Here is a 24,597-nt window from a genome sequence, read left to right as displayed (position 1 = left end):
AGAAGGTACGTGAGTTCCATGCACAGCGCTCCCCGGCGCACTGGCGTCACCCGTCTCGAACCCATGCCGCATGGTGGCGTGCTCGATACCGAAAGCCGTCACGCCGTACCGGTGCAAGAGCGCCCGGCGATCCCGCGTTTCGTCCTGGCCCCCGCCCTCAGGGTTACGTCACCGGCCCGGGTCGCTTCGGGCAGACCTCGCCCGGCACCGGGGAGCGCCCGAAGAGAGCGCTGCGACTCGCACGCCCCGGGCCTTCTGTTCGACATGCAGGAATTCGCCGCGCACGGCTTCGCCGCGCGGGGACGAGCAGCGAGCGAGGGAGGCGGAGGGGTTCGAACCTCGCAGGAAGCGACTGGTCTTCGGGTGCGTGCAGCTTCGGCGACGGAACAGGTCTGGGGTGGACGGTGACGGGCAGGTTCGAGTCCATGCACCTGACCTCTCACCCCGACAGACCGAGCGCGCCGGCGGACGGCTGGAGCGGGCCCGGCACGGCCCGCCCGGTCTTCCCGGCGGCGCCCGGTCACATCGCAGCCGCCCCGCCCCCTGTGAGTGCCGAGGACGTCGCGCTGATACGGGCCAGCCTGACCGGTTTCACCCCTCATGTCTCCGAGCTGGCCGCGCACTTCTACAGCATCCTGTTCGCGCGTTACCCGCAGGTCAGGGACATGTTTCCGGCGGAACTCGATGTCCAGCGGGAACGTCTGGTGCGCGCACTGCTGCGCATCGTGGAACTGGTCGACGACACCGACAACCTCGTAGCGTTCTGCTCCCGCCTGGGACGCGGCCACCGCAAGTTCGGCACGCAGAGCGCCCACTACCCTGCCGTCGGTGAATGCCTGCTGCAGGCCCTCTCCGACTTCGCGGGCCCGGCCTGGAACCCGGCGCTGGCGACGGCATGGCAGCGCGCCTACACCGCGGCCGCGGACGTGATGGTCCGGGCCGCGGAGGAGGACGCCCTCGACCGTCCGGCCGTGTGGGACGCGCACATCGTCGGGCACGTGCACCGCGGACATGGAATCGCCGAGATCACCGTCCAGCCGCACCAGCCGTACCCGTTCGTGGCTGGCCAGTACGTGAGCGTCGAAACGCCGTGGGCACCGAGACTGTGGCGCCAGTACTCCCCCGCGCACGCCCCACGACCCAGTCACGAGCTGACGTTCCACATACGTGCCGTACGCGGAGGACAGGTCAGCAACGCGCTCGTCCACCACGCCCGTCCGGGAGATCCCGTCCGGCTCGGACCGCCGGAAGGCGCCATGGTCCTGCGCCCGACCCGCCAGCGAGACCTGCTCTTCGTGGCCGGCGGCACCGGCCTCGCCCCGATTCGCGCACTGATCGAGGAAGCGGCCCGGGACGGCATCGGCAACTCACGTGAAGTCAGTCTGTTCATCGGCGCCAGAACGGCGGACGAACTGTACGGACTCGATGACATGCTGCGCATGTCCCAGCGCTACCACTGGCTCCGCGTCCGGGCAGCGGTCTCCCACGAGCGCATCGCGGGCCTGGAGGGCACGCTGCCCGAGGTGCTGGCGGAGTTCGGCCCCTGGTACCGGCATGAGGCGTACCTGTGCGGCCCGCCGCAAATGCTGGGCGAGGCCGTGCAGGCCCTGCGGCGCCACGGTGTCTCGCCTCGACACATCCACTACGACCCTTGGGACACCCCCGTGCTGACCGCCCCGTTGGGGCCGCCTCCGTCCGACGAGGAGACCGACCTGTGAACGGCCACGACATGCCAGGCTCCTCCGGAGAACGACTGCTGCAGCAGCAGCTCGGCACCGCCGACCGGGCGGCCGCCTTCTACGACCGTCAGGTGCACCCCTACCTGACCCCCGCGATGAGGGAGTTCATAGCCCGGCAGAGCATGGTGTTCCTGTCGACCGCGGACTCCCGGGGAGCCTGCGACGCCAGCTTCCGCGCCGGGCCGCAGGGCTTCTGCGTCTCCCCCGACGACCTCTCGCTGATGTACCCCGAATACCGGGGCAACGGCGTTCTGGCCAGTGCGGGCAACATGACCGAGAACCCCCAGCTCGGCATGCTCTTCATGGACTTCACCCACGACCACATAGGGCTGCACGTGAACGGCACGGTCCGGCTGTACGCGGACCACGAGATCCGCGCGTGGTACCCGCAACTGCCGACCGAGACCGCGCCCGGTCGCCAGCCGCACCTGTGGGTGCACCTCACCGTCGAGGAAGCCTACGTCCACTGCTCCAAGCACATCCCCCACCTTGAGCCGGCCCCACGCCCCCGCTCGACGACGGACCGGAACCGCCCCAAGGACAGCGCGTACTTCCCGGAGTCCGCCCCCGCCCACCAGGCCTCCGAACTGGTCGACGCCGAAGCCGGCCGCACCTCGTGGCGAGACCACCAGCGTCTCCGCCCCTGATCCCTTCCCGCCGGTCCGGCGACACCATCACTCCCGGCCTACCGCCAGTGGTCGCGGGAACCCGGCTGTCGGCGCCCCTGAGGGCGGCCCCTCGATCGGGGCCGCCCTCACGCCCCACGGCTCCGCCCACGCCGACGATGCCGCCCGCCCGCACCCGTGCGCCCGCCGCCCGCACTGTCGCGCGGGGCATCGGCTGCGCCTCATCGGGCAGTTGACCATGCCCCTATAGTCGGTGACACCTCGTCAGCGCCCCCCTTAGCGTGTGCCCGTGAGCCGATACACCCCGCCTGCATCACGTCCCGCCGTGGCACCTTCATGAAGCCGGCCCAGCACGTGACCGAGGACGGGGAAGACCCGGCTTACCCCACCACGACGGATTCGGCCGCCGCCGATTCCGCGCTCGGCCCGGTGGAGGACGCGTCACCCGCCGAGGAACGGGAAGTCCGCGCGCCCGCACGCCGTCGGCGGGGCCCGGGTCCTTTCACTCTGATCGTCCTGCCCGCACTGGTGACGTCCACCGGGGTCGTCGCCTTCCTCGCCCTGAGCGGCAACCTCGGCACGGTCCTGGCACCGGACTCGGAGCCGGGCCGCTCGGACATCAGCAATGTGGACGGCTCCTACGTGCCCTGGCTGCGCAGGGCGACCGCGGACTGCGCGGGCGTCACGCCCGCACTCCTCGCCGCGCACGTCGATCAGCTCTCCGGGTGGCAGGACGACAGTGCGAGCCTCTCCGAGCAGGGCATCGCACGTTTTACGGACACCGGCTGGAAGGCCTGGGGCCGGGACGACGACGGCAACGGCAACTCTTCGCCCCGCGATGCGGTGGACGCCATCATGGCGCTGGGGCGGCAGGACTGCTCCCTGGCGGAGAAGGTGACCGCCCTCCGCACGGAGGGCGCCGTCAGCGGCGACGTCGCCGACCTCACGCTCGCCGCGTACACGGCCGGCGTGGACGAGGTCAGAAAGGCCGGCAAGGTCCCCGTCCCGGCCCGCGCGTTCGTGCTCGGAGTCAAGAAGCGGCTGCCGCGTTACGACGCCCTGGTCTCGCAGAATCCCGAACAGGACGGCGCCCAGGTCTCCGGCGCGCTGCTGAGGCCGCCCGTCACCACGCTCACCGTCACCTCGCCGTTCGGTTCACGCGTCCACCCGCTGACCAAGGTCACCAAGCTCCACACCGGCATCGACTTCGGCGCGCCGGAAGGGGCCCAGGTGTCCGCGTCGCGGGAGGGACGGGTCGAGTTCGCCGCCATGACCTCGGCCTACGGCTACCGCGTCGTGATCGACCACGGCACGATCCAGGGGAAGCGGCTGGAGACCACCTACAGCCATCTGTCCGTCCTCCAGGTCAGCGCCGGCCAGAGCGTGAGCAGCGGCTCCCCTGTCGGGCTCGTCGGCTCGACGGGGCTGTCCACCGGCCCGCATCTCCACTACGAGGTCCTTCTGGACGGCCAGTACACGGACCCGGAGGCCTGGCTCACCAGCGGCGGCTGACACCGCCCGAAGGCATGGACGGCCTGGCTGAGGAAGCGGGCCGTACCCTGCGGGTCGTGCCGCGCAGGCTGCGCCTCGTCGCGAACCCGTCTGCCGACCGCCGAGAAAACCCATTGCGAGTGACCCGCATGCGGATGACGATGGGTCGGCCGCCGACCAGGGAGTGAACATGAGGGCGTCGCTGCCCATACCCTCGTTGCACACCGCTCGTCTTCGACTGCGTGCCTTCGAGGACACGGATGCGAACGACCTCTTCGCACTGCAGAGCAGCGCCCACGTCCTTCGTTACTGGGACTCACCACCGTGGACCGACCGTTCGCGCGCCGAGGAGTTCATCGCTGCCTGCCGGCGGATGGAACAGGAGGGCACAGGGGCACGGTTGGCCGTGGATCGTGTCTCCGACGGGGCGTTCATCGGCTGGTGCACCCTGAGCGGTTGGAATCCGGACTTCCGCAGCGCGTCGCTCGGCTACTGCTACGACGACGCGACGTGGGGCCAGGGTTACGCGACCGAGGCCGCGCGCGCTCTGCTGGGGTGGGCGTTCGACACGCTGGACCTGAACCGCGTCCAAGCCGAGGCCGATACACGCAATGTGGCCTCTGCCCGCGTGCTGGAGAAGCTCGGCTTCGTGCGTGAGGGGACGTTGCGGGAGGACTGCGTCGTCAACGACGACGTATCCGACTCGTGGATCTACGGACTGCTCAGGCGGGAGTGGCAGCCGTCGCCCGAGCCGGCCCCATCCTCTGAGTTCCGTCGCGCTGGGACGTGAGAGGGGACGCCGAAGCCTCTCACGCGTCGGGCTGTTCGTCATTCCGGGTGGCCATGCCGCGTCCGTCATGCACGCTGGTGATGTGAATACGGATGCAACGCGCGACGCGGTCGTCGAAGCAGGATGGCAGGCGGTACGAGACGACGGGCGCGTGCGGGTGGAACTGCTGGAAGCGGCCTGCGCCGAGCCGCGCCTGCGGCAACTCTTCCCCTGGACCGGGATGGGAGAAGCTCCACTTCAGCCGGTGCACCGAATGGAGGTGGACCTGGGACATCCCCTACATCCAGCCCGCCGCCGGGGGCACCTACTGGGTTTCCGGACCTCGGCGCAGCGAGACGGTCGGCCCCGCGGCAACCGCTCAGGAGGCCGTCGCCATGGTGGTCCGGCGTCTTCCGGCGGGGTGCGGCCCTGCCTTCCTGGGCACCGCGGAAGAGCTCGCAGCTCAGGAAGCGGCGCAACAGCCACGATCGTGAGAGGCTTCTACGGCATCTCCACGTTGGGCGGGGTGCTCTTCAACGCGTGGGACCGACGCGCGGGCGAGCCCCGGACCCGCGCGAGTGCCCCTGCACCCTGCGACTGCCGCCGAACTCGTCGATCTTCACGTACAGTGCGGTGCTGAGGGCGTCCCGCGTTCTCGTTCGCTACATGACCCCGCTGGCCGGCGACTTCAACGGCGACGGCTACGACGATGTGGCGATCTGGAACGTGGACAGGACCACGGGCGTCACCAAGCTGTGGACGCTGACGTCGAACGGCAGCGGTGGTGTCGTACGGCTGATCCCGTCCGAGTGGTCGGGCCCCAAGGGCACTTGGCTGGCCTCCCGCTCCAAGTTCGTGACCGGCGACTTCAACGGCGACGGCCGCGACGAGGTGGGCCTGCTCTACGGCCAGGGCGACAACAGCATCAGGACGTACGTCTTCCCCACCACACCGGCCGGTGTCTTCACCACCCCGGCGACCTGGTGGACGGGCCCGGCGGCCACCACGTACGACTGGAACCGCGCCCACCCGCGCACCGGCGACTTCGACGGCGACCGCCGCGACGACCTGATGTTCTGGTACGACCACACCGTCGGCACGGACACGGTCCGGACCCTTCTCTCCACGGGCACCGCCTTCGGTCCCGCGCCGAAGCTCACCCTGAGCGGCAGCCTCGACGTCTCGTCGTTGCAGCTGGTGACCGGCGACTACAACGGCGACGGGCGTGACGACCTCGGCGCCATGTACGGCGACTCGTCCACCGGCATCGTCCGCCTGTGGACCTGGACGGCCAAGCCCGACGCCATGTACAACGGCGCCCTCCTGGGCTGGGAGTCCGCACCGAACAGCTTCGTGTACGGCCAGACGCACTTCATGCACCCGTACTACGTCCGACTGCTCCTCACACGTCCGCAGGCCCGGCTCGCTCCCACGCGGCCCGGGCCTGCGGGCCGCTCGGAGCCGCCGGGCGGATCGACGCCCGGGGCGGCAGACGCGGCCTACGAGTTGGACCAGGCGCGGGTGGACAGCACCAGCAGATAGCCGTCGGGGTCCCGGAGAGTCACACCCCAGGTGTCCCAGTACGGATTGTGAGCCGGCACTCTCTGCCCGCCGTGCCGCTCGAGCCGCCCCACCAGGGAGTCGGGCACCGGTTCGCCCAGGTAGACGACCAGGAGGTCTTCGGGGGTCGGCCGCGGCTCCACGGGAGCCGCGGGATCGTGAACGAGTTCCAGGTGCCAGCCGGCATCGGGCCAGCCGACCATGAGCAGTGAGCTCTCTCCGGGGGTGCCGTCCGCCGCATGCCGGTACAGGACGTCGAGGCCGAGGCCCGACACCCAGAAGTGTTCCGCTGCTCGGAGGTCGCGTGAGGGCCGAGCCATGCGGATGTGAGCCGTACCGTCAGCCGGCATCGTCGTACCTCCTGATCGGGGCGGGCCCGGCGTGAGCCGGCGGCCGCGTCCGGGGCCATGGATGGCAGCGAGCTTAGAGATCAAGTGACCGTGTGCCATCGGACGCTGGTCCTAGTCCCGGCTACCGAGAACCCAGCGGCCCAGGAACGCAGTTGAGACACACCCCCCGGGCGCCCCCGTTCGCCAATCCCCTTGCGCAATGGTCAAGAGTCGTTGACCATTGCTCGCATGCCTACCAGCGACCTTCCCGAGACGTTTCACGTCACCACTGACGAGCAGCTGCGCGCCGTCTCCAATCTCACGCGCCACCGGATCATGGCCGTACTCCGTTTCGAGCCCGCGACGATCACGCAGATCGCCGAGCGGGTGGGCCTGGCGAAGGGGAGTTCCAGCTATCACGTACGGCTCCTGGAGCGGGCCGGCCTGGTGAAGGTCGTACGGACACGGAAGGTGCGGGGTGTCACCGAGCGGTACTACGCGATGGCCGCCCGGTCGATCGCGCTGCCGGATCCGGGCGAGGGCGGGCCGGATGTGCTGATGCGTCATGCGGTGGCGGACCTGGAGGCGTCGCCGGTGGACGAGCGGCACGTACGGATGGCGCATCTGCGGCTCACCGAGGAGCAGTTCGCGCAGCTGGCGGCGCGGCTGCAGGCCCTGGCGGACGAGTACCGGGAGCTGTCGGACCCGTCGCTGCCGGACGTGTCCCTCGCCTTCGCGCTGTTCCGGCCGGCGCCGCGCGAGCAGGCGGACGGAGGCTCCAAGTGACCGAGGGGACCAGGAAGCTGCCGACCGGGTTCGGACGGCTGTGGGCCGCGCAGACGGTCTCCTCGCTGGGTGACGGGGTGACGCATGCCGCGCTGCCGCTGCTCGCGCTGACGTTGACGCGGGATCCGATGGCGCTCGCCGTCGTCACGGCCATGGGGACGCTGCCGTGGTTACTCTTCGGGGTGCTCGGCGGTGCGCTGGTGGACCGCTGGGACCGGCGGCGCACGATGTGGGTGGCGGACACGGCACGTGCGGTCCTGCTCGGGATACCCGCGGCGGCGGCCGTGTTCGATGTGCTGAGCATCCCACTGCTCGCGGCCGTCGCCTTCCTGCTCGGTCTCGGCGGGCTCTTCTTCGACACGGCCGCCACGGCCTATCTGCCGGATCTGCTCGACCGCGACCCCGAACTCCTGGAGCGCGCCAACTCCCGCTTGCGCGGCGCCCAGACCGCCATGTCCGGCTTCGCGGGGCCGCCCGCGGGCAGTGCGCTGCTCGCGCTCGGGCGGACGTTCCCGCTGCTCGCCGACGCGGTGTCGTTCATGCTCTCCGCACTGCTCGTACGTACGCTGCCCGCCCTGTCCCGGCCCGTGCCGGAGGTGCGCGAGTCCCTGCTGCGGCAGGCGCGGGCCGGGGCCTCGTACGTCTTCCGGGACCGGGTGCTGCTCGGGCTGGCGCTCCGCCCGGCGGTCGGGAACGTCGCCTTCCTCGCCGTGGAGACCGTCCTCGCCCTCTTCGCGCACGACCGTCTCGGCATCGACACCTACGGCTTCGGCCTGCTCCTCACTGCGGAGGCCACCGGCGGCCTGCTCGGCGCGGGCATCGCTTCCTACCTCGGCCGACGACTCGGCACCGGCACCGCACTGACCTGCACAGCCACCGTCGAGGGTCTTGCCATCCTGGGCCTGGCCGCTGCTCCGAACCCGTACGCGGCCGGGCCGGCGCTCGCCGTCTGCGGGGCCGGCATGGGCGCCACGATGGTGCTCGGGCCGTCCCTCCGGCAGGCGATCGTCCCGGCGCACCTCATGGGCCGGGTCGCCTCCACCTCCCGCATGCTGGCTATGTGCGCCGCCCCCGTCGGGGCCTTCCTCGGCGGCTGGCTGGCCACCACCTACGACATCCGCACCCCGCTCTACGCCGCCGCGGGCCTCCTCCTGGCGATGACGGCCGTCACGGCATCCATGACCAGCAACCGCCGGGTCGAAGCGGCGCTGCGTGCCGCCGCCCCGGCCGGGGGTCCGGATCACCCGACGGACAGGACTCCCGCTCAGGAGAGTGCCCCCGCGGGGCGCAACGAGTGACCAGGGGGATGGTGCGTGAGCATCCCCGTGTGAGGTGGTCCGCAGTGTGGAGGGCGATTCGGACCAGCGGGGGAGCCGGGTGCGCCCGGCGGATGATGCGGAGGGACGCACGGACGCCGGAGCATGGGGACCGCCGGCGGAGGGAGACGTGGTGGAGCGCTGGGACCGGATCGGGCGTGCGGCGGCGTACGGGGCGGCGGCGGCCCTAGTGCCGTATCTGGTGATCAAGGTGTCGTGGGTGGTCGGTTCGTTACTGGGGCTGTTGCCGGTCGGGCGGGGGTTCGGCCTGGGCGGGTGGCTGGTGCTCAACACCGTCACGATCGGTATGGCTGCGGCCGGCATCACGCTGGGGCTGGCGCTGGTGCGGCCGTGGGGGATGCGGATCCCCGGCCGGCTGGTGCGACGCCTCGTCGTTCGTCACCGGCGCCGAACTACTTCGCCGACGGCGGCTGCAGCCGGGCCTGAACGACGGCTGGTGGTGCGTGTCCGGTTCCCCCGAGGCCGGCCCGGCGGCCGGGGCCTCTCAGGGGCGGGGTCCCAGCACCTCCAGCGTGCCGGTCTCGGTGTCGTAGCTGCGCAGGGTGACGAGCCGGACCGTCAGCGGCGGCGCCGGCAGCAGTTCGGGGATCCGCCGGCCGGCGAACGCGCCTGCCCGCCGGGTACGGCCGAGGGTGACGTGCGGGCTCCAGCGCCCGGGTTCGTGGAACGGGCTGAGGGCCCCGGACGGACTGTCCGAGGCCACCGCCTCCCACACTTGGCGGTGCAGGCGGGCCAGCGTGGAGTCGAGGTCCAGGGCCCAGGCGAGTACCGAGGTGGGCCGCTCGAAGCGGACGACGCCGGTGAACCGCACCGGCAGCGGCAGGGCCGCGGCCACCTCGGCGAGCTCCCAGCGGATCGGGGCGGTCAGTTCCGGGCAGGCGGCCAGGGTGAGGTGCGGCCTGTTGGTCGGCGACCGGTGGCGTGCCTGACTCGGCAGCCCGGCCTCCGCGAGCCGCCGCCAGGCGTCCCGGACCGCCAGCTCCGCCGCCTCGTCCAACAGAAGCTCAACCGTACGCACCGCCGCAGCCTACCGGCGCGACCAGGGGGAACCGCGGCTCCGGCCCGGTGGACGCCCGCAGCGGTCGGGCCGGGGCGACCGGGCGGGCCGTTCCGTACCCTGGCGGCATGCGTATGCGCCCCACTCTGAGCTGGACCCCCACCGAGGACCTGCCGCCGGGCACCGTGGACCCGGAGCCGGTCGTCGACGCGCTGAGCGCCGGCGGCGTGCTGGTGCTCAGCGGGGCGGGCATCTCCACGGAGTCGGGCATCCCCGACTACCGGGGCGAAGGGGGGAGCCTGAGCCGGCACACCCCGATGACCTACCAGGACTTCACCGGGTCCGCCCGGGCCCGGCGCCGGTACTGGGCGCGCAGCCACCTCGGCTGGCGTACGTTCGGCCGTGCGCTGCCGAACGCCGGGCACCGGGCCGTGGCCGCGTTCGGGCGGCACCGGCTGCTCTCCGGGGTGATCACGCAGAACGTCGACGGTCTGCACCAGGCCGCCGGCAGCGAGGCCGTCGTGGAGCTCCACGGCAGCCTGGACCGGGTCGTCTGCCTCTCCTGCGGGACCCTCAGCCCGCGCCACGAGCTCGCCCGGCGGCTGGAGGCGGCCAACGCGGGCTTCGCACCGGTGGCCGCCGGCATCAACCCGGACGGTGACGCCGACCTCACCGACGAGCAGGTCGGGGACTTCCGCGTGGTGCCCTGCGCGGCGTGCGGCGGAATCCTCAAACCGGACGTCGTCTTCTTCGGCGAGACGGTCCCGCCGCAGCGCGTCGAGCACTGCCGGCGGCTGGTCCGCGAGGCGGCCTCGCTGCTGGTCCTGGGCTCCTCGCTGACGGTGATGTCCGGGCTCCGTTTCGTCCGCCAGGCGGCCCAGGACGGGAAGCCGGTACTCATCGTCAACCGGGACCCGACCCGGGGCGACCGGCACGCCCTCACCCGGGTCGCCCTCCCGCTGGGAGCGGCCCTCACCACCGTGGCCGGTCGTCTGGACGTGCCCCTCGACGGCCTGGGAGCCGACGGGGGCCGGTGACCGGTGGAACCGGCCGGGCCGGCCGCCGTGCCGTGCGCCGCCCCTGACTCGCTAGGAGGCCGGGGGCCGGTCCGCGCGGAGTGTGGGCGGCGGTGCCGTGCTGGCACGCACGACCAGCGCCGGCTCGACGGACGCCGGCTCGGGCGCGGCGTCCGGGTCCGCGATGTGCCGCAGCAGGTGGGCGACCGCCAGCGCGCCCATCTCCGTGAACGGCTGGGCGACCGTGGTCAGCGAGGGTGAGCAGTACTCGGCCAGCGCGATGTCGTCCACGCCGACGACGGAGATGTCCTCGGGCACCCGTCTGCCGAGCTCGTGCAGGGCGCGGATCACGCCGAAGGCCATCTCGTCGCTCGCCACGAACACGGCGGTGGCGTCGGGGATCTTGCCCAGGATCAGCCCGTTGCGGTAACCGGACTCGGGTGTCCAGTCGCCCTCCAGCACGGGTGGCGCGGTCAGGCCCGCGGCCTCCAGGGTGTCGCCCCAGCCGGCGCAGCGGCTCGCGGCGTCGAGCCACTCCTTCGGCCCGGCGACGTGCCACACGCTGCGGTGCCCGAGCTCGATCAGGTGCCGGGTCGCCAGCCGGGCCGCGAGGGTCTGGTCGACGGCGACGACCTCCGTCGCCGGGGTCCGCGACCCGTCGACGGTGACGGTCGGCACCGCGCCGGTGAGCTGCTCGATCCGCGGACTGACGTGAACCAGCGGAACGGACAGGATGACCCCCTCGACGCCCTGTTCCGCCAGGCGGGACAGGGCGTCCTCGATCGCGGCCGTGTCCAGCGACGCGGTGGTCGCGGTGCTGACCGTGTAGCCGGCCTTCCGTGCCGCCGTCTCGATGCCGAAGGTCAGGTTGGTGCGCGAGTAGAAGTTCGTCTGGAGGGTCACGACGCCGATCGTCCGGCTGCGCCCCGAGGACAGCACGCGTGCCGCGTTGTTCTTGCGGTAACCGAGCTGCTCGACGGCGGCGAGCACCTTGGCGCGGGTCTTCGCCTTGACGTTGGGATGGCCGGCCAGCGTCCGGGACACCGTCTGCGCGGACACGCCGGCGAGCCGGGCCACGTCGGTCATGCCGGGCTGGCGTGCGGTGCCTTCGCCCGCCGCACGTCCCCGTGTGAGTGCCCCACCGGCTTCCGGTGTTTCCGCTGCCATCGTCCGCTTCTCCACAAGAACCGCGGCTTCGGCCGCGTCGTCGCAGGTACCGCTGTCGGGCACAGTCTATGCACACCAGCACTATTGGCATCGATAACAACGTCTGCCATAGTTCCCGCCAGCATGCCCGCCACGGCCGAGAGGGAGAGCAGCGTGTCATCGATAACATCGGGTCCCGCGGGGGGCCGGACGGCGGACGGCCGGGCGTGCGGTACGCCGTCCGGGGATTCCTCGTCCGCGCCGGGGCCCGTCCTGACCCATCCGCGGGGGACGCTTCTGCGGGCCGGGCGCCCGCACCGGGTGCTGGCCGGGTCACTGCACTACTTCCGCGTCCACCCCGGCCAGTGGGCGGACCGGCTGGAGCGGGTCGCGGCCATGGGGCTCAACACCGTCGACACCTATGTCCCGTGGAACTTCCACGAGCCACGGCCGGGGCAGTACCGCTTCACCGGTGGACACGACGTCGAGCGGTTCGTCCGGACGGCCCGGGAGACCGGCCTGGACGTGATCGTGCGGCCGGGCCCGTACATCTGCGCCGAGTGGGACAACGGCGGACTGCCGGTCTGGCTGACCGGCCGCCCCGGCATGCGGCTGCGCTCCTCCCACCCGCCCTACCTCGCGGAGGTCGCGCGCTGGTTCGACGAGTTGATCCCGCGCCTCGCCGCGTTGCAGGCGGGTCGGGGCGGGCCGGTGGTCGCCGTCCAGATCGAGAACGAGTACGGCAGTTACGGCGACGACCGGGGCTACGTCCGCTGGGTGCGGGACGCCCTCGTGGAACGGGGCGTCACGGAGCTGCTCTACACGGCGGACGGCCCCACCGAGCTGATGCAGGACGGCGGCGGCCTGCCGGGGCACCTGGCGGCGGCGACGTTCGGCTCCCACGCCCGCGAGGCGGCCGAGCTGCTGCGTGCGCGCCGCCGCGACGAGCCGTTCGTGTGCGCCGAGTTCTGGAACGGCTGGTTCGACCACTGGGGCGAGAAGCACCACGTCCGGTCCGTGGAGAGCGCGACCCGGACGCTCGACGACATCCTGGACGCGGACGGCTCGGTCAGCCTCTACATGGCGCACGGCGGCACCAACTTCGGCCTGTGGGCCGGTGCCAACCACGACGGCGGCGCTGTCCAGCCGACGGTGACCAGCTACGACTCCGACGCGCCGATCGCCGAACACGGCGCGACGACCCCGAAGTTCCACGCCTTCCGCGAGCGGCTGCTCGCCGCCACGGGGGCGCCGGCCCGCCCGCTGCCGCCCGAGCCGACGCTGCTGGCCCCCCGCACGGTCCCCGTCCACGCCGGGGCCGGTCTGCTCGATTCGCTGCGCGCCGCGTCCGAGCCGGTGGCCTCCCCGCATCCGCTGAGCTTCGAGGAGCTGGAGCAGGCGTCCGGTCTCGTCCTCTACCGCGCCGAGCCGCTGCTGCCCGGCGGCCGTCACACCCTCACGGTCTCCGGGCTCCACGACCGGGCCCAGGTCTTCCTGGACGGCGCACCGCTCGGTGTCCTCGACCGCGAGACGGCGTCGCTCGACATCACCGGCCGCGGTGAACGGGCGTTGCTGGAGCTGCTGGTGGAGAACCAGGGGCGCGTGAACTACGGTCCGCTGCTCGGCGGGCACAAGGGCATCCTCGGCGGTGTCTCGGTCGGCCGGCGGCTCGTGCACGGCTGGGCCATGCACCGGCTGCCGCTCGACACGTGGACGCCCGAGGACGTGGCGCGCGCCGCGTCGGCCGCCGGACCGGACGGTCGCGCGGGATTCGCCACGGCACGGTTCACGGTCCCCGAGCCCGCCGACGCCTTCGCCGCGTTCCCCGGCTTCGCCAAGGGCTTCGTGTGGGTCAACGGCACCCTGCTCGGCCGTTACTGGGAGGTCGGCCCGCAGCGCACGCTCTACGTGCCCGCACCCCTGCTCGTGCCCGGCGAGAACACCGTCACCCTGCTGGAGCTCGAGCGGCTGGGCGACCGGATCGAGCTGCGGGAGGGGCCCGAACTGGGTCCCCCCGAGGAGTACGTCGAGACCTTCTGACCCTCCCCCGCCGTCTCCCGTCCCTCATCCGAATCCGAGGAGGAAGTACCAGGTGGAAAACATGACGTCCCCGTCGCCCCGCCCGCCCGGGCGCAGACGCGGCCCGCGGCCCGGCGCCGTGGCCGCGGCCCTGAGCCTGTGCGTGGGCATGCTGTCGGCCGCGGCCGTGCCCGCCGGGGCGGCGCCGCCCCAAGCCCTGCCCGCCCCCGCGTCGGCGGCCACGCCGGTCCAGTTGAGCCGGGGCGGGCTGACCGTCACGGTCGCCGAGGAGTTCCCGCAGGTCATCGCCTACCGGCTGGGCACACGCACCCTCGGCGGACAGGCCTCCGTCCTCGACACCTTCACCGTCAACGGCACCCCGCACCGGGCGACGACCACCATGAAGGCGGACGGGAGCAGGGCCACCTACACCTCCACGTTCGCGGACCTCCCGGGCCTCATCATCACCTCGGCCATCACCGTGACCGAGGACCACACGGTCGTCTTCGCCGTGGAGAAGATCTCCGGGGCGGCCGCGTCGACCGTGCGGACCCTCGCGATCCCCGGTCAGTCCCTCGTCTCCGTCGGCTCCTCCGCCCCGGGCGCCAACCTCGCCCGGACGAAGATCTCCACGGATTCGACGACGACCGCCGACCGCTTCGTCCCGATCACCTCCGACACCGCCCCGGACAAGGAGCCCGTCGGCACCCCGTACGCGTTCGTCGGCAACGCCCAGCTGTCCGCGGGCATCGTCACCAACGCGACGGAGGACTCGCCGCAGAACGACAACACCAACTGGAACACCCGCCTGCAGTCGCGCATCGTCGACACCGGCGACGGCGGGCGCCGGGCGGAGCTGTCCGTCGGCACCTACACCCACCACCCGCAGGGCGCGACCGACTCCCGGGTCGGCACCTACGAGCTGCCCCGGGCGACCGTGGTCCTGGCAGCCGACGCCAACGGCGACGGCACGGTCGACTGGCAGGACGGCGCCATCGCCCACCGGGAGCACATGCGGCGCCCGCTGGGCGCGGACCGGGTGCCCGAGCGGGTGGTGCAGCGCATCCCCTTCAACTTCGCGAGCCAGGCCACCAATCCGTTCCTGAAGACGCTGGACAACACCAAGCGCGTCTCCATGGCCACCGACAACCTCGGGCAGTGGGTGCTGGAGAAGGGCTACGCGAGCGAGGGCCACGACTCGGCGCACCCCGACTACGGCGGCAACGAGAACGTACGCGCGGGCGGCCTGAAGGACCTCAACCGGCTCACCGGGACCGGCGCCGGCTACAACGCGGACTTCGCCGTGCACGTCAACGCCACCGAGGCGTACGCGCAGGCGAAGAACTTCAGCGAGGAGCTGGTCGCCGGGCAGCCGAACGGGTGGGACTGGCTCAACCAGGCCTACCACATCGACCAGCGCAAGGACCTCGGCACCGGCGCCGTCCTGGACCGCTTCGCGCAACTGCGCAAGGAGGCCCCGCAGATCCGGACGGTCTACATCGACGCCTACTACTCCAGCGGCTGGCTGGCCGACGGACTGGCCGCCGGCTTGCGCAGGATGGGCTTCGAGGTCGCCACCGAGTGGTCGTACAAGTTCGAGGGCTCGTCGCTGTGGTCCCACTGGGCGGCCGACAAGAACTACGGCGGCGCCACCAACAAGGGCATCAACTCCGACATCGTCCGGTTCATCGCCAACTCCGACCGTGACGTGTGGAACGTCGACCCGCTGCTCGGCGGCGCCAGCGTCGTCGAGTTCGAGGGCTGGACCGGTCACGGCGACTGGAACGCCTTCTACCGCAACATCTGGACCGACAACCTGCCCACCAAGTTCCTCCAGCACTACCAGGTGATGGACTGGGACCGCGGCAGGTCGGCGACGCTCTCCGACGGCGTGCGCGTCGAGGCCGTGGACGGCCGGCGCCGGATCTCCATGGGCGACTCGGTCGTGCTCGACGGCGACACCTACCTGCTGCCGTGGGGCGAACCCCGGAACGGCAACGGCACGTCCTCGCCGGGCGACGCCGACAAGATGTACTTCTTCAGCGCCTCCGGCGGCACCCACACCTTCGACCTGACCGGCCAGTTCGCCGGGAACAGGAACTTCACCCTGTACGCACTCACCGACCAGGGCCGGGTGGAGAAGGCCCGGGTGAAGGCCACGGGCGGGAAGGTGACGCTGACCGGCGAGAAGAACCGGCCCTACGTGCTCGTGCCGAACGGCGGCAAGGCGCCCCACCGGGTCGCGGACTACGGCGAGTTCACCGGACTGACCGACCCCGGCTTCAACGGCGGCGACCTGGACGCCTGGAACCCGAGCGGCGGCGCCGAGGTCGCCCGGGCCGGCAACGGCGACAACGTCGCCCGCCTCGGCAGCGGCGCCTCCGCCGTCTCCCAGCGAGTCTCCGGCCTGGTCCCGGGCAAGCGGTACACGCTCAGCGCCGACGTCGAGATCGGGCCCGGCGAACGACGCGACACCACCCTCCGGGTACACGGCGCCGCCGACGAGGCGGTGAACACCTTCGACATCACCCCGGCACGCAACTGGACGGCGGCCGACGAGAAGCGCGACACCTACTCCCAGCGGGCCGCCGTCGCGTTCACGGCACCGCGTGGCGGCAAGGTCACCGTGGAACTCGGCGCCGGCGCCGGCGGGGCGGCGGTCGTACTGGACGACGTACGCGTGATGGCGGACACCACCGCGCCGCTCCCCCGCGCCGAGGACGGCACCGTGGTCGCCCACGACGACTTCGAGGGCAACCAGCCCGGCTGGGGTCCGTTCGTGAAGGGCGACGCCGGCGGCGTCACCGACGCCCGCACGAGCATCAGCGACCTGCACGCGCCGTACAGCCAGAAGACGTGGAAGAACACCTACCCCCCCTACGACAGCGGCACGTTGAAGGGCAAGGCGGTCGACGACGTCCTCGCCGGGCGGCACTCGCTGAAGTCCCACGCGGAGAACACCGGGCTGGTGTACCGCACGACTCCGGCCACGGTGCCGTTCGAGGAGGGCCACAGGTACCGGGTCTCGTTCGCGTACCAGACCAACATCGAGGGCCAGTGGGCCTGGGTCACCGGCGCGGACCGGGTCGCGGACGGGCGGACGTCCTCCCGGGACATCACCCGCGACGTGCTGGAGCCCGCCCTGGACACGGCGGCGTACTCCCGCGAGTTCGTCGCGGGCTGCGGGGACTCCTGGGTCGGGCTGCGCAAGCTCGGCGGTGCCGGCGGCACGGACCTGGTCGTCGACGACTTCACCGTGACCGATCTGGGCGAGGCCGGTGCCGGGGCCGCCTGCGCGGACGTGGGCGTGCCGGCCGGTGCCGAGCTGAGCCCCGGCGTGCCGGGGCAGTTCGTCACCACCTTCACCAACAACGAGTCCACCGACGTCGTGAACGTCGGCATGGCGCTGCGGGGGCTGCCCGAGGGCTGGAAGGCCGAGGTCGACAAGGAGGACGGCAACCTCTTCGGGACCGTGAAGCCGGGCGCCGCCGTGCGCACCACCTGGCTCCTGACCCCGCCCGCCGGCGCGGCCGGCACCACCGCCTCCTGGCAGGCGAGCGCCACCTACGCCCATGCCGGGGCCACCAAGACCGTCACGGCGGACGCCCGGGCCGCGGTGACCACCGAGCCGTTGCTCTCCCCCGGCTCGATGACCGCCACCGCCGACTCGGAGAACGGCTCCTCCGGTGCCGGGGAGGGCCCCGTGTCCAACGTCCTCGACGGTGACCCGGGCACCATCTGGCACACCGACTACACCAACGCCCCCGCGCCCTACCCGCACTGGGTGACGCTGCGACTCGGCGGCGCGGCGGACGTGGACGGCTTCGGCTACCTGAACCGGCAGAGCGGCGGTCAGAACGGCCGCGTCGGCGGCTACGAGGTCGCCGTGTCGGAGGACGGCACGCAGTGGAGGACGGTGGCCAAGGGCACGCTGAAGGACGTGCCGCAGATGCAGCGCGTCTCCTTCGACCGGGTCCGGGCCACGCACGTACGGTTCACGGCCCTGGACGCGCTCAACGGGCAGCCGTTCGCCGCGGCCGCGGAGATGCGGGTGTACGGCACGCCGGCGGACCTGCCGACGGGCTATCCCCCGGGTGAGCGGCCCGCCGACCGGAGCTGACCCGGCCCGCCCCCGGCGCGGTCCGCCGGGGGCTTCCTGGCCGGCCCCGGGGCGAGGGCCGGCCCCGGCCGTCCTGCCGCCGGGGCCGGCCAGGGGTCAGAGGCGGTCGCCCGGGACCACCGTGAACGTCGCCGGTCCGGCCGGCAGGTTCACCGTGTACTGGCGGAGATACGTGTCCAGGAACGGTGAGCGGTCCCCGGCGGTGGGCACGTCGTCGGCCGGGTTGTCCAGGGCCAGCCTGAGCTTCGCGCCCTTGACCTGGATGGTCTCGCCCGACGGTGTGTCACGCCACGAACCCGTCCGGATCGAACCGATCTCCACCGCCAGGACGTGCCCCGATGCCAGCGTCCAGTCGGTCGCCTTGAGATCGACGGTCAACCGGCCCGAGTCCACCAGGGAGACCTGTTCGTCGAACATGACGGCGGTGCCGTCCGGGGCGACGTCGTACAGCTTGAGCATCACGTTGCCCTCGCCCTTCGCGGTCAGCGACACCTGCGGGGTGCCGGTGACACGCACGGCCTTCCTCAGCGGTGCCGACCACACGAGGAAGCTGGAGGAGACCGCGCCGGCCTGCTGGCGCTTCGCCAGTTCCCTGGTCAGCCCCCGCGGGGCGGCCTGCTCGGTCGCGGGCGCGTTCTCCATGTCCCAGGTGCCGGACGGCTGCGCGGGCGGCTGCGGGGCCGGCCCGCCGGAGGCGGTCAGCGCGGCTCGGGCGGAGGCGCCGCCGTCGTCCACGTAGGAGCCGCCGCCGAGCGGCAGGGTGACCGTCCGCTCCGTCACGGGCCAGGTGCGCTGGGCGCGCCAGGCGCCGGTGGAGTCCTCGACCGCGTAGGCCGGGTAACGGACGGACGGCCGGACGCCCTTGAGGTACTGGTCGTAGAAGGACAAGGTCTCCTCGTACCAGCCCTCGCGGCCCATCGCCAGGCGACCGTCACCGACGCGGTCGCCTCCGCGCACGTGGTCCCACTGGCCGAGCCAGCCGCGCTCGGGGCCCTTGTGGTTGCGGAGGTACTCCTCCATCTCCTCGGGCTTGGTGTTGTTCTCGATGAAGCCCTGGGTCACGAAGAGCGGGGTGTCGCTCCCCCTGGCCGTCCTCGCCAGGTCGCGGGAGGTCCAGTACGGGTCCCGCTGGTCGGATATCCGGTAGCCGGCCGAGTTCTCCGTCAGGCACTCCGGATGGGTCTCCTCGTACCGGGCGTTGGCCTGGTAGCGCGGGTCGTCGTCCGCCATCGGGGGCATGGTGGCGATGGAGTTGTACGCCCCGGCGGTGCCGGTCACGTTCGGGCGGGGCACGCCGTTGGAGTAGATGTACTGGTACATGTCCCACAGCGGTTCCTGGGCGACGACGGCCTTGAGGGCCCGCTGGTCCAGGTTGTTGCCGATGAGGCCCGTGACGGCGTCGTACGACTTGCCGTACATGCCCACGGCGCCGGTGGACCACGGCTGCTCGGCGGCCCAGTCGACCGCGGCCCGGACGTCGGCCTGCTCGCCGGGCCCGCCCCAGTCGAGGCAACCGGTCGAGCCGCCGAAGCCGCGCAGGTCCACCATGACGAAGGCGTATCCCCGGGCGAACAGGTCGGTGCCCTCGATGAAGTCCTGGAAGCGGGACGAGGGGCCGGTGCGGGACCAGCCCTCCGGGCCGGTCTGCCCGGAGTGCGAGAAGTAGGGGCCGACGGACAGGATGACCGGCACCTTCGCGTTCTTCCGCCCGGCCGTCCGCTCGGGCAGCAGGACGTCGGCGTGCAGCTGGGTGCCGGAGCCGTCCGAGGACGGGAAGTAGTGCTGGGTCCAGACCGAGCCCTCGGGGACGCGGTCGTTCTCCTGGTGGGTGACGGGGTCGGTCGCGGTGGCCACCGATCCCGTCAGGGACCGTGGTGCGGTGGCCGGTTGGGCCTCCGTGCCGTGCGCCGCGACGGCGGGGCCGGCCAGTCCGGCGGTCAGCGCCAGGGCGGCGGCAAGGGCCGAGGCGGTCCGGGTGGCCGCGCTACGGGCTCTCACATGCTCCTCCTTGAACGGTGGGTGCAGGTGGTGCGGGTGGTGCAGGTTTAGCAGCGATACCGGCCGCACGTCGATGGGGCGTGCGATTTCCCCACGGGCGCGCCGGGTGACGGCCCCTCGCCTCTCGTGGTGGGGTGCGCGTTCGACCGGCTCACGGCGCCCGCGTCGTCAAGGCGCCTGCGGCGCCCGCCGGTAGCCCGACGGGGTGTCAGTGCGCGCCCCTGTGCGCCGGTTTCCGGAAATTCCCGCCGACAGTGACACAACCATTCCTGTACGTGACGGGTCACACCAGGCAGGAACACCAACCTGGTCCAAGACCGTACAAGGGGGAAAAATGATCTCAACCCGCTCGAAGCTCGCCGCGGCCGCACTGGTGGCGGTGTCGGTCGGCGGCACCACCGCCCTGGCCGCGCCCGCCTCCGCCGCGGCGAGCGTCACCCCGCAGACCGTCTGCGGCAGCGCCTACAAGACCGTCAACTCCGCGCCCATCGGCTCCAGGGGGACCCTCTACCTGACCTACAACGCCTCCAACGGCATGAACTGCGTCGTGACCATCCGCAAGACGGCGGGCACGGCCGTTGACATGTCCGCGTCCTTGTACGTCCCCGACACCGGCCACAGTGACTGGGACTTCGGGGCGTACACCTCGTACGCGGGCCCGGTCTACGCCTACGGCAAGGGCCACTGCGTCGACTGGGGCGGCAGCATCGGCGGTGTGTCCGTGCAGGTGACCGGCTCCAACTGCGCGGCCCTGAAGGAGCACCGGGTCACCACGACCCGCTGACCGGCGTCCGGCCCGCCCCGGCGGGGCGCACGGCGCCTTTGCCGGGGCGGTCTCGGGTCAGAACTCGTCCTCCGGGAAGTCCGGGTCGGCGAGGCCGCTCTCGGCGAACTCCTTGTCGTCCGTCCCCGGGCCGCCGAAGAAGCCCTCCATGAGTTCCGGCAGGTTCAGCTCGGTGGCACCGGCCGGGGCGGTGGGCTTGGTGCCGTCGCTCATCCGGAGCGTCAGTCCCAGCTTCTTGACCTTGGCGTTCTCGGCCAGCCCGGCGAGGTCCAGGTCCACCTCGGTGAGCTCACCGTTCTTGAGCGTGAAGTCCGCCGTCACGTCGGTGTCGGGGGCGTCCTTCAGGTCCTTGTCCGTCGGCAGGTCCATGCCCGGAGGCAGGTCCTTCGCCAGCGGCCGGAGCTCGTCGAACAGCTCGGTGATCAGCGTGCGGAACGGCGCCGTGGCGGTGACGTGCTCGGTGCCGTTCTTCCCGTCGGCCGTCTTGAAGTCCACCTCGCGGGCGATGACCCCGCGCAGGGCCTTGACGAGCTTCCGCTGCGTCTTGGCGTCCAGGGTCGGCTCGGGAGCGGGGGCGCCCTGCTCCTCCTCGCCCTCCAGGGCGGCCTCCTGCATCTCCTTGGTGTTGAACTTCACCCACTTGCCCTCGAGGACGTCTCCCATGGCCCCGGCCTCCGGGGGCAGGTCCTCGGCGGCCGGCATGGGGCTGCCCATCATCCTGCCGATGGTGTCGACGTCGGCACGGACGTAGGTGTAGTCGCCGATCACGCGGTACTCGGCGAGGTCGCCGTCCGGGTGGCCGATCTTCATGGCCATGCCGACGATGTCCTTCTCACCCGACTCGGCGAGCGGCTTCTTCGACTGCACGGTGACCGTGATCTTCGCGTCGCTGATCAGCTCGGCGGCCTCGTCCGGGATCGCCTCGTCGGGCGCGGGCTCGGAGGCGGCGTCCAGCGCCTTCAGCGACGCGACGTCGGTGTCCAGGTCGAGCTCGAAGGAGAGGGTCTTCTTGTTGCCGAGCTTCTCGAAGGCCTGATCGAGCTTCTTGCCGGCGGAGAGCTGCTCCACCGTGCCGCAGGCGGCGGAGCCCGCGAGAACGGCACCGACGACGGCGGTGGCGGTCAGGGTCTTGCGTATGGCGCTGATGATGGTCTCCTCGTGAGTCCGATCACGGTGTGATCGATCTGAAGACTCACGACCCGCTCACAAGGTTGCCCTCCGGTCACCGAATAGTCCGTCACACGTACGGAGCAGCGCGCGTGAGCCCCTGTCACCCGTCCGCCCCGCCCCGTCCGCCCCGTTGAGCGGCACGGACGAGGGGGAGTTCGCCGTCCGCGGCCTCCGACGCGGTGGCGCCTGACATGCGCTCGCCGTTGATCGGTCCTAGCGTGACTGACGTCGCTCGGGTGATCGACGGCCGGCCCAGCCGGCGGAAGGCGAGCTGTCATGGCTGAGCGGAGCAAACGGACCGCATTGATCGGCGAACTGTCGGCCGAATTCGCCGGCACGATGATCCTCATCCTCTTCGGCTGCGGCGTGGTGGCCCAGGTCGTCGCGGCCGGCGCACTCACGGACCCGCCGGGCGGCCTCGGTGACCACGACAGCATCGCCTGGGCGTGGGGCCTCGGCGTCACGCTGGGCGTCTACGTGGCGGCACGGCTCAGCGGCGCCCACCTCAACCCGGCGGTGACCCTGGCCCTCGCCGCGTTCCGGGGCTTCCAGTGGAGCAAAGTGGTTCCCTACGTGCTGGCCCAGACGGCCGGCGCGTTCGTGGCCGCCCTCCTGGTCCGCTGGAACTACAGCGAGGCACTGGCCGCGGCCGACCCCGGACACACGACCAAGACGCAGATCGTCTTCTCCACCCTGCCCGCCAACGGCAATCCGGCGCTGCCGGTCCACGAGTGGGGCGCGTTCCGCGACCAGGTCATCGGCACCGCCATCCTGCTGTTGCTGATCATGGCCCTCACCGACCTGATGAACAATCCGCCGGGAGCGAACCTGGCCCCGTTCATCATCGGTCTGGTCGTGGTCGCGATCGGCATGGCGTGGGGTGCCGACGCGGGGTACGCCATCAACCCGGCCCGCGACTTCGGCCCCCGGCTGGCCAGCTTCATCACGGGGTACGGCGGAGCCTGGCGGGATCAGTACGGGAACTTCTACTTCTGGGTGCCGATCGTCGGCCCGCTGGTCGGCGGCCTGCTGGGCGCGGCTCTGTACAAGGTGTTCGTCGGCCGCTTCCTGCCGACCGCCGAGCCCGAGCCCCCGGGACGCGTCCCGACACCCGCGGACTGACCACACCGGCTGGAGAGGCAGCGAATCATGGCGGACTTCATCGGCGCGGTGGACCAGGGGACCACCAGCACCCGATTCATGATCTTCGATCACGGCGGCAACGAGGTGGCCAAGCACCAGCTGGAGCACGCCCAGATCCTCCCGCGCTCCGGATGGGTGGAGCACGACCCGGTGGAGATCTGGGAGCGCACCAACTCGGTGATGCAGAACGCGCTGCGCTACGGCGGTCTGTCGGCCACCGACCTGGCGGCGATCGGCATCACCAACCAGCGTGAGACCACGGTGGTCTGGGACCCCCGCAACGGCCGCCCCTACTACAACGCCATCGTGTGGCAGGACACGCGCACCGACACGATCGCGGCGAACCTGGAACGCTCGGGCCGGGGCGACGTCATCCGGCGCAAGGCCGGGCTGCCTCCGGCGACGTACTTCTCCGCCGGCAAGATCCAGTGGATCCTGGAGAACGTCGACGGCGTACGCGAAGCGGCGGAACGGGGCCACGCGCTCTTCGGCAACACCGACGCCTGGGTGCTGTGGAACCTGACGGGCGGGCCCGACGGCGGCATCCACGCCACCGACGTGACCAACGCCAGCCGCACCATGCTGATGAACCTGGAGACGCTCGACTGGGACGAGGAGCTGCTGAGCTTCTTCGACATCCCCCGGGCGATGCTGCCGGCCATCAACGCCTCCTCGCACCCGGAGGCGTACGGGGTGACCCGGACGACCCGGCCACTGCGTACCGCCCTTCCGATCGGCGGGGTCCTCGGCGACCAGCAGGCGGCCACGGTCGGGCAGGTGTGCTTCCGCCCCGGTGAGGCCAAGAACACCTACGGCACCGGCAACTTCCTGGTGCTCAACACCGGCACGGAACTGGTCCGTTCCCAGCACGGTCTGCTCACCACGGTGGCCTACCGGTTCGGCGACGAGCCCGTCGTGTACGCCCTCGAAGGCTCCATCGCGGTGACCGGGTCCGCCGTGCAGTGGCTGCGCGACCAGATGAAGATCATCAACACCGCCGCCGAGAGCGAGGACCTCGCCCGCACCGTCGACGACAACGGCGGCATGTACTTCGTGCCCGCCTTCTCCGGCCTCTTCGCACCGTACTGGCGCTCCGACGCCCGCGGGGCCATCGTCGGCCTCGCCCGGTACAACGACAACGCACACCTGGCCCGGGCCACGCTGGAGGCCATCTGCTACCAGAGCCGCGACGTCGTGGAGGCCATGGAGCAGGACTCCGGGGTCCATCTCGACGTGCTCAAGGTGGACGGCGGCGTCACCGCCAACGACCTGTGCATGCAGATCCAGTCCGACGTGCTCGGCGTACCGGTCAGCCGTCCCGTCGTCGCCGAGACCACCGCGCTGGGCGCCGCCTACGCGGCGGGACTGGCCACGGGGTTCTGGCGGGACACCGACGAGCTGCGCACGCACTGGCACGAGGACAGGCGCTGGGAACCCGGGTGGACCGACGAGCAGCGTGCGGAGGGCTACGCGGGCTGGAAGAGGGCGGTGGAGCGCACGCTCGACTGGGTGAAGATCCCCTGACGCGCCGGGTCGCCCGGGAGGGGCGCCGGCGCCCGCCGCCGCG

19 protein-coding genes and 2 pseudogenes are annotated in these 24,597 nt (G+C 71.8%); 16 read left to right on the top strand and 5 right to left on the bottom strand.

All coding sequences use genetic code 11. The features are described from left to right. The first annotated feature begins 425 nt into the window (after window positions 1-425). The 7 genes and pseudogenes from AC0VYN_RS15475 (at window position 426) to AC0VYN_RS15445 (ending at window position 6,167) form a co-directional block, all read left to right on the top strand. The gene (locus tag AC0VYN_RS15475) at window positions 426-1,718 is read left to right on the top strand and encodes a globin domain-containing protein (protein WP_475536488.1); all 1,293 of its coding nucleotides are present in this window, start codon (window positions 426-428) and stop codon (window positions 1,716-1,718) included. Continuing rightward, window positions 1,715-2,386 carry a pyridoxamine 5'-phosphate oxidase family protein gene (locus tag AC0VYN_RS15470; protein ID WP_475536487.1) on the top strand — a complete coding sequence of 224 codons (672 nt, stop codon included), beginning with the start codon at window positions 1,715-1,717 and terminating at the stop codon, window positions 2,384-2,386. Before AC0VYN_RS15475 ends, AC0VYN_RS15470 begins: the two co-directional genes overlap by 4 nt. A gap of 315 nt (window positions 2,387-2,701) precedes the next feature. After that, entirely contained in the window at window positions 2,702-3,877 is a 1,176-nt protein-coding gene (locus tag AC0VYN_RS15465; protein ID WP_475536486.1) for a M23 family metallopeptidase, read from the top strand. A gap of 169 nt (window positions 3,878-4,046) precedes the next feature. Beyond that, a complete protein-coding gene (locus AC0VYN_RS15460) occupies window positions 4,047-4,646 on the top strand; it encodes a GNAT family N-acetyltransferase (RefSeq protein WP_475536485.1) in 600 nt (199 codons plus the stop codon). Beyond that, a pseudogene (locus AC0VYN_RS15455) lies at window positions 4,621-4,845 on the top strand (hypothetical protein); the annotation flags it as partial. The gene AC0VYN_RS15460 and the pseudogene AC0VYN_RS15455, both read left to right, overlap by 26 nt. Next, complete coding sequence (locus AC0VYN_RS15450; protein ID WP_475536484.1) at window positions 4,739-5,119, top strand: DUF6193 family natural product biosynthesis protein; 381 nt, start codon at window positions 4,739-4,741, stop codon at window positions 5,117-5,119. The pseudogene AC0VYN_RS15455 and the gene AC0VYN_RS15450, both read left to right, overlap by 107 nt. A gap of 172 nt (window positions 5,120-5,291) precedes the next feature. Continuing rightward, window positions 5,292-6,167, top strand: coding sequence for an FG-GAP repeat domain-containing protein (locus AC0VYN_RS15445; protein ID WP_475536483.1), 876 nt, complete (start codon window positions 5,292-5,294; stop codon window positions 6,165-6,167). On the opposite strand, the gene AC0VYN_RS15440 is transcribed toward AC0VYN_RS15445, so the two are convergent. After that, window positions 6,125-6,535, bottom strand: a complete 411-nt coding sequence (locus AC0VYN_RS15440; RefSeq protein WP_475536482.1) for a VOC family protein — start codon at window positions 6,533-6,535, stop codon at window positions 6,125-6,127. The two genes, AC0VYN_RS15445 and AC0VYN_RS15440, sit on opposite strands and share 43 nt — an antisense overlap. Window positions 6,536-6,763: 228 nt before the next feature. On the opposite strand from AC0VYN_RS15440, the gene AC0VYN_RS15435 reads away from it, so the two are divergent. The 3 genes and pseudogenes from AC0VYN_RS15435 to AC0VYN_RS15425 all read left to right on the top strand — a co-directional run. Then, window positions 6,764-7,300, top strand: coding sequence for an ArsR/SmtB family transcription factor (locus AC0VYN_RS15435; protein ID WP_475536481.1), 537 nt, complete (start codon window positions 6,764-6,766; stop codon window positions 7,298-7,300). After that, window positions 7,297-8,598 carry an MFS transporter gene (locus tag AC0VYN_RS15430; RefSeq protein ID WP_475536480.1) on the top strand — a complete coding sequence of 434 codons (1,302 nt, stop codon included), beginning with the start codon at window positions 7,297-7,299 and terminating at the stop codon, window positions 8,596-8,598. Before AC0VYN_RS15435 ends, AC0VYN_RS15430 begins: the two co-directional genes overlap by 4 nt. Before the next feature lie 151 nt (window positions 8,599-8,749). Beyond that, a pseudogene (locus AC0VYN_RS15425) lies at window positions 8,750-8,998 on the top strand (hypothetical protein); the annotation flags it as partial. 123 nt (window positions 8,999-9,121) lie between these two features. Here AC0VYN_RS15425 and AC0VYN_RS15420 read toward each other — a convergent pair. Next, on the bottom strand, window positions 9,122-9,655 hold the full coding sequence (locus AC0VYN_RS15420) for a 2'-5' RNA ligase family protein (RefSeq protein ID WP_386923333.1): 534 nt from the start codon (window positions 9,653-9,655) through the stop codon (window positions 9,122-9,124). Between the two features lie 107 nt (window positions 9,656-9,762). Between AC0VYN_RS15420 and AC0VYN_RS15415 the strand changes: the two genes are divergently transcribed. Continuing rightward, window positions 9,763-10,671, top strand: a complete 909-nt coding sequence (locus AC0VYN_RS15415; protein ID WP_475536479.1) for an NAD-dependent protein deacetylase — start codon at window positions 9,763-9,765, stop codon at window positions 10,669-10,671. A 51-nt stretch (window positions 10,672-10,722) separates the two neighbouring features. Here AC0VYN_RS15415 and AC0VYN_RS15410 read toward each other — a convergent pair whose 3' ends face one another. Further along, the gene (locus AC0VYN_RS15410; RefSeq protein ID WP_475536478.1) at window positions 10,723-11,736 is read right to left on the bottom strand and encodes a LacI family DNA-binding transcriptional regulator; all 1,014 of its coding nucleotides are present in this window, start codon (window positions 11,734-11,736) and stop codon (window positions 10,723-10,725) included. 333 nt (window positions 11,737-12,069) lie between these two features. Between AC0VYN_RS15410 and AC0VYN_RS15405 the strand changes: the two genes are divergently transcribed. Next, complete coding sequence (locus AC0VYN_RS15405; protein WP_475536890.1) at window positions 12,070-13,836, top strand: beta-galactosidase; 1,767 nt, start codon at window positions 12,070-12,072, stop codon at window positions 13,834-13,836. Between the two features lie 61 nt (window positions 13,837-13,897). Further along, window positions 13,898-17,935, top strand: coding sequence for an endo-alpha-N-acetylgalactosaminidase family protein (locus AC0VYN_RS15400; RefSeq protein WP_475536477.1), 4,038 nt, complete (start codon window positions 13,898-13,900; stop codon window positions 17,933-17,935). Between the two features lie 96 nt (window positions 17,936-18,031). Here the strand turns inward: AC0VYN_RS15400 and AC0VYN_RS15395 are convergent, their stop codons facing one another. Continuing rightward, entirely contained in the window at window positions 18,032-19,933 is a 1,902-nt protein-coding gene (locus AC0VYN_RS15395; RefSeq protein WP_475536476.1) for a CocE/NonD family hydrolase, read from the bottom strand. Between the two features lie 334 nt (window positions 19,934-20,267). Between AC0VYN_RS15395 and AC0VYN_RS15390 the strand changes: the two genes are divergently transcribed. Further along, window positions 20,268-20,717, top strand: coding sequence for a spore-associated protein (locus AC0VYN_RS15390; RefSeq protein ID WP_475536475.1), 450 nt, complete (start codon window positions 20,268-20,270; stop codon window positions 20,715-20,717). A 57-nt stretch (window positions 20,718-20,774) separates the two neighbouring features. On the opposite strand, the gene AC0VYN_RS15385 is transcribed toward AC0VYN_RS15390, so the two are convergent. After that, window positions 20,775-21,785 (bottom strand): hypothetical protein, encoded by a 1,011-nt coding sequence (locus AC0VYN_RS15385; RefSeq protein WP_475536474.1) that lies wholly within the window; start codon window positions 21,783-21,785, stop codon window positions 20,775-20,777. Between the two features lie 378 nt (window positions 21,786-22,163). On the opposite strand from AC0VYN_RS15385, the gene AC0VYN_RS15380 reads away from it, so the two are divergent. Together AC0VYN_RS15380 and glpK are read left to right on the top strand one after the other, a co-directional pair. Continuing rightward, window positions 22,164-23,009 carry an MIP/aquaporin family protein gene (locus AC0VYN_RS15380; protein WP_475536473.1) on the top strand — a complete coding sequence of 282 codons (846 nt, stop codon included), beginning with the start codon at window positions 22,164-22,166 and terminating at the stop codon, window positions 23,007-23,009. 27 nt (window positions 23,010-23,036) lie between these two features. Then, window positions 23,037-24,554, top strand: coding sequence for a glycerol kinase GlpK (gene glpK / locus AC0VYN_RS15375; protein WP_385468462.1), 1,518 nt, complete (start codon window positions 23,037-23,039; stop codon window positions 24,552-24,554). Window positions 24,555-24,597 lie beyond the last annotated feature (43 nt).

This window comes from Streptomyces sp. 63XJN7_1_ISO-PGPR-S23-121 (assembly GCF_056173025.1).
The sequence above is the reverse complement of the archived record's forward strand: the minus strand, read 5'-3'. Positions and strand labels throughout refer to the sequence as shown.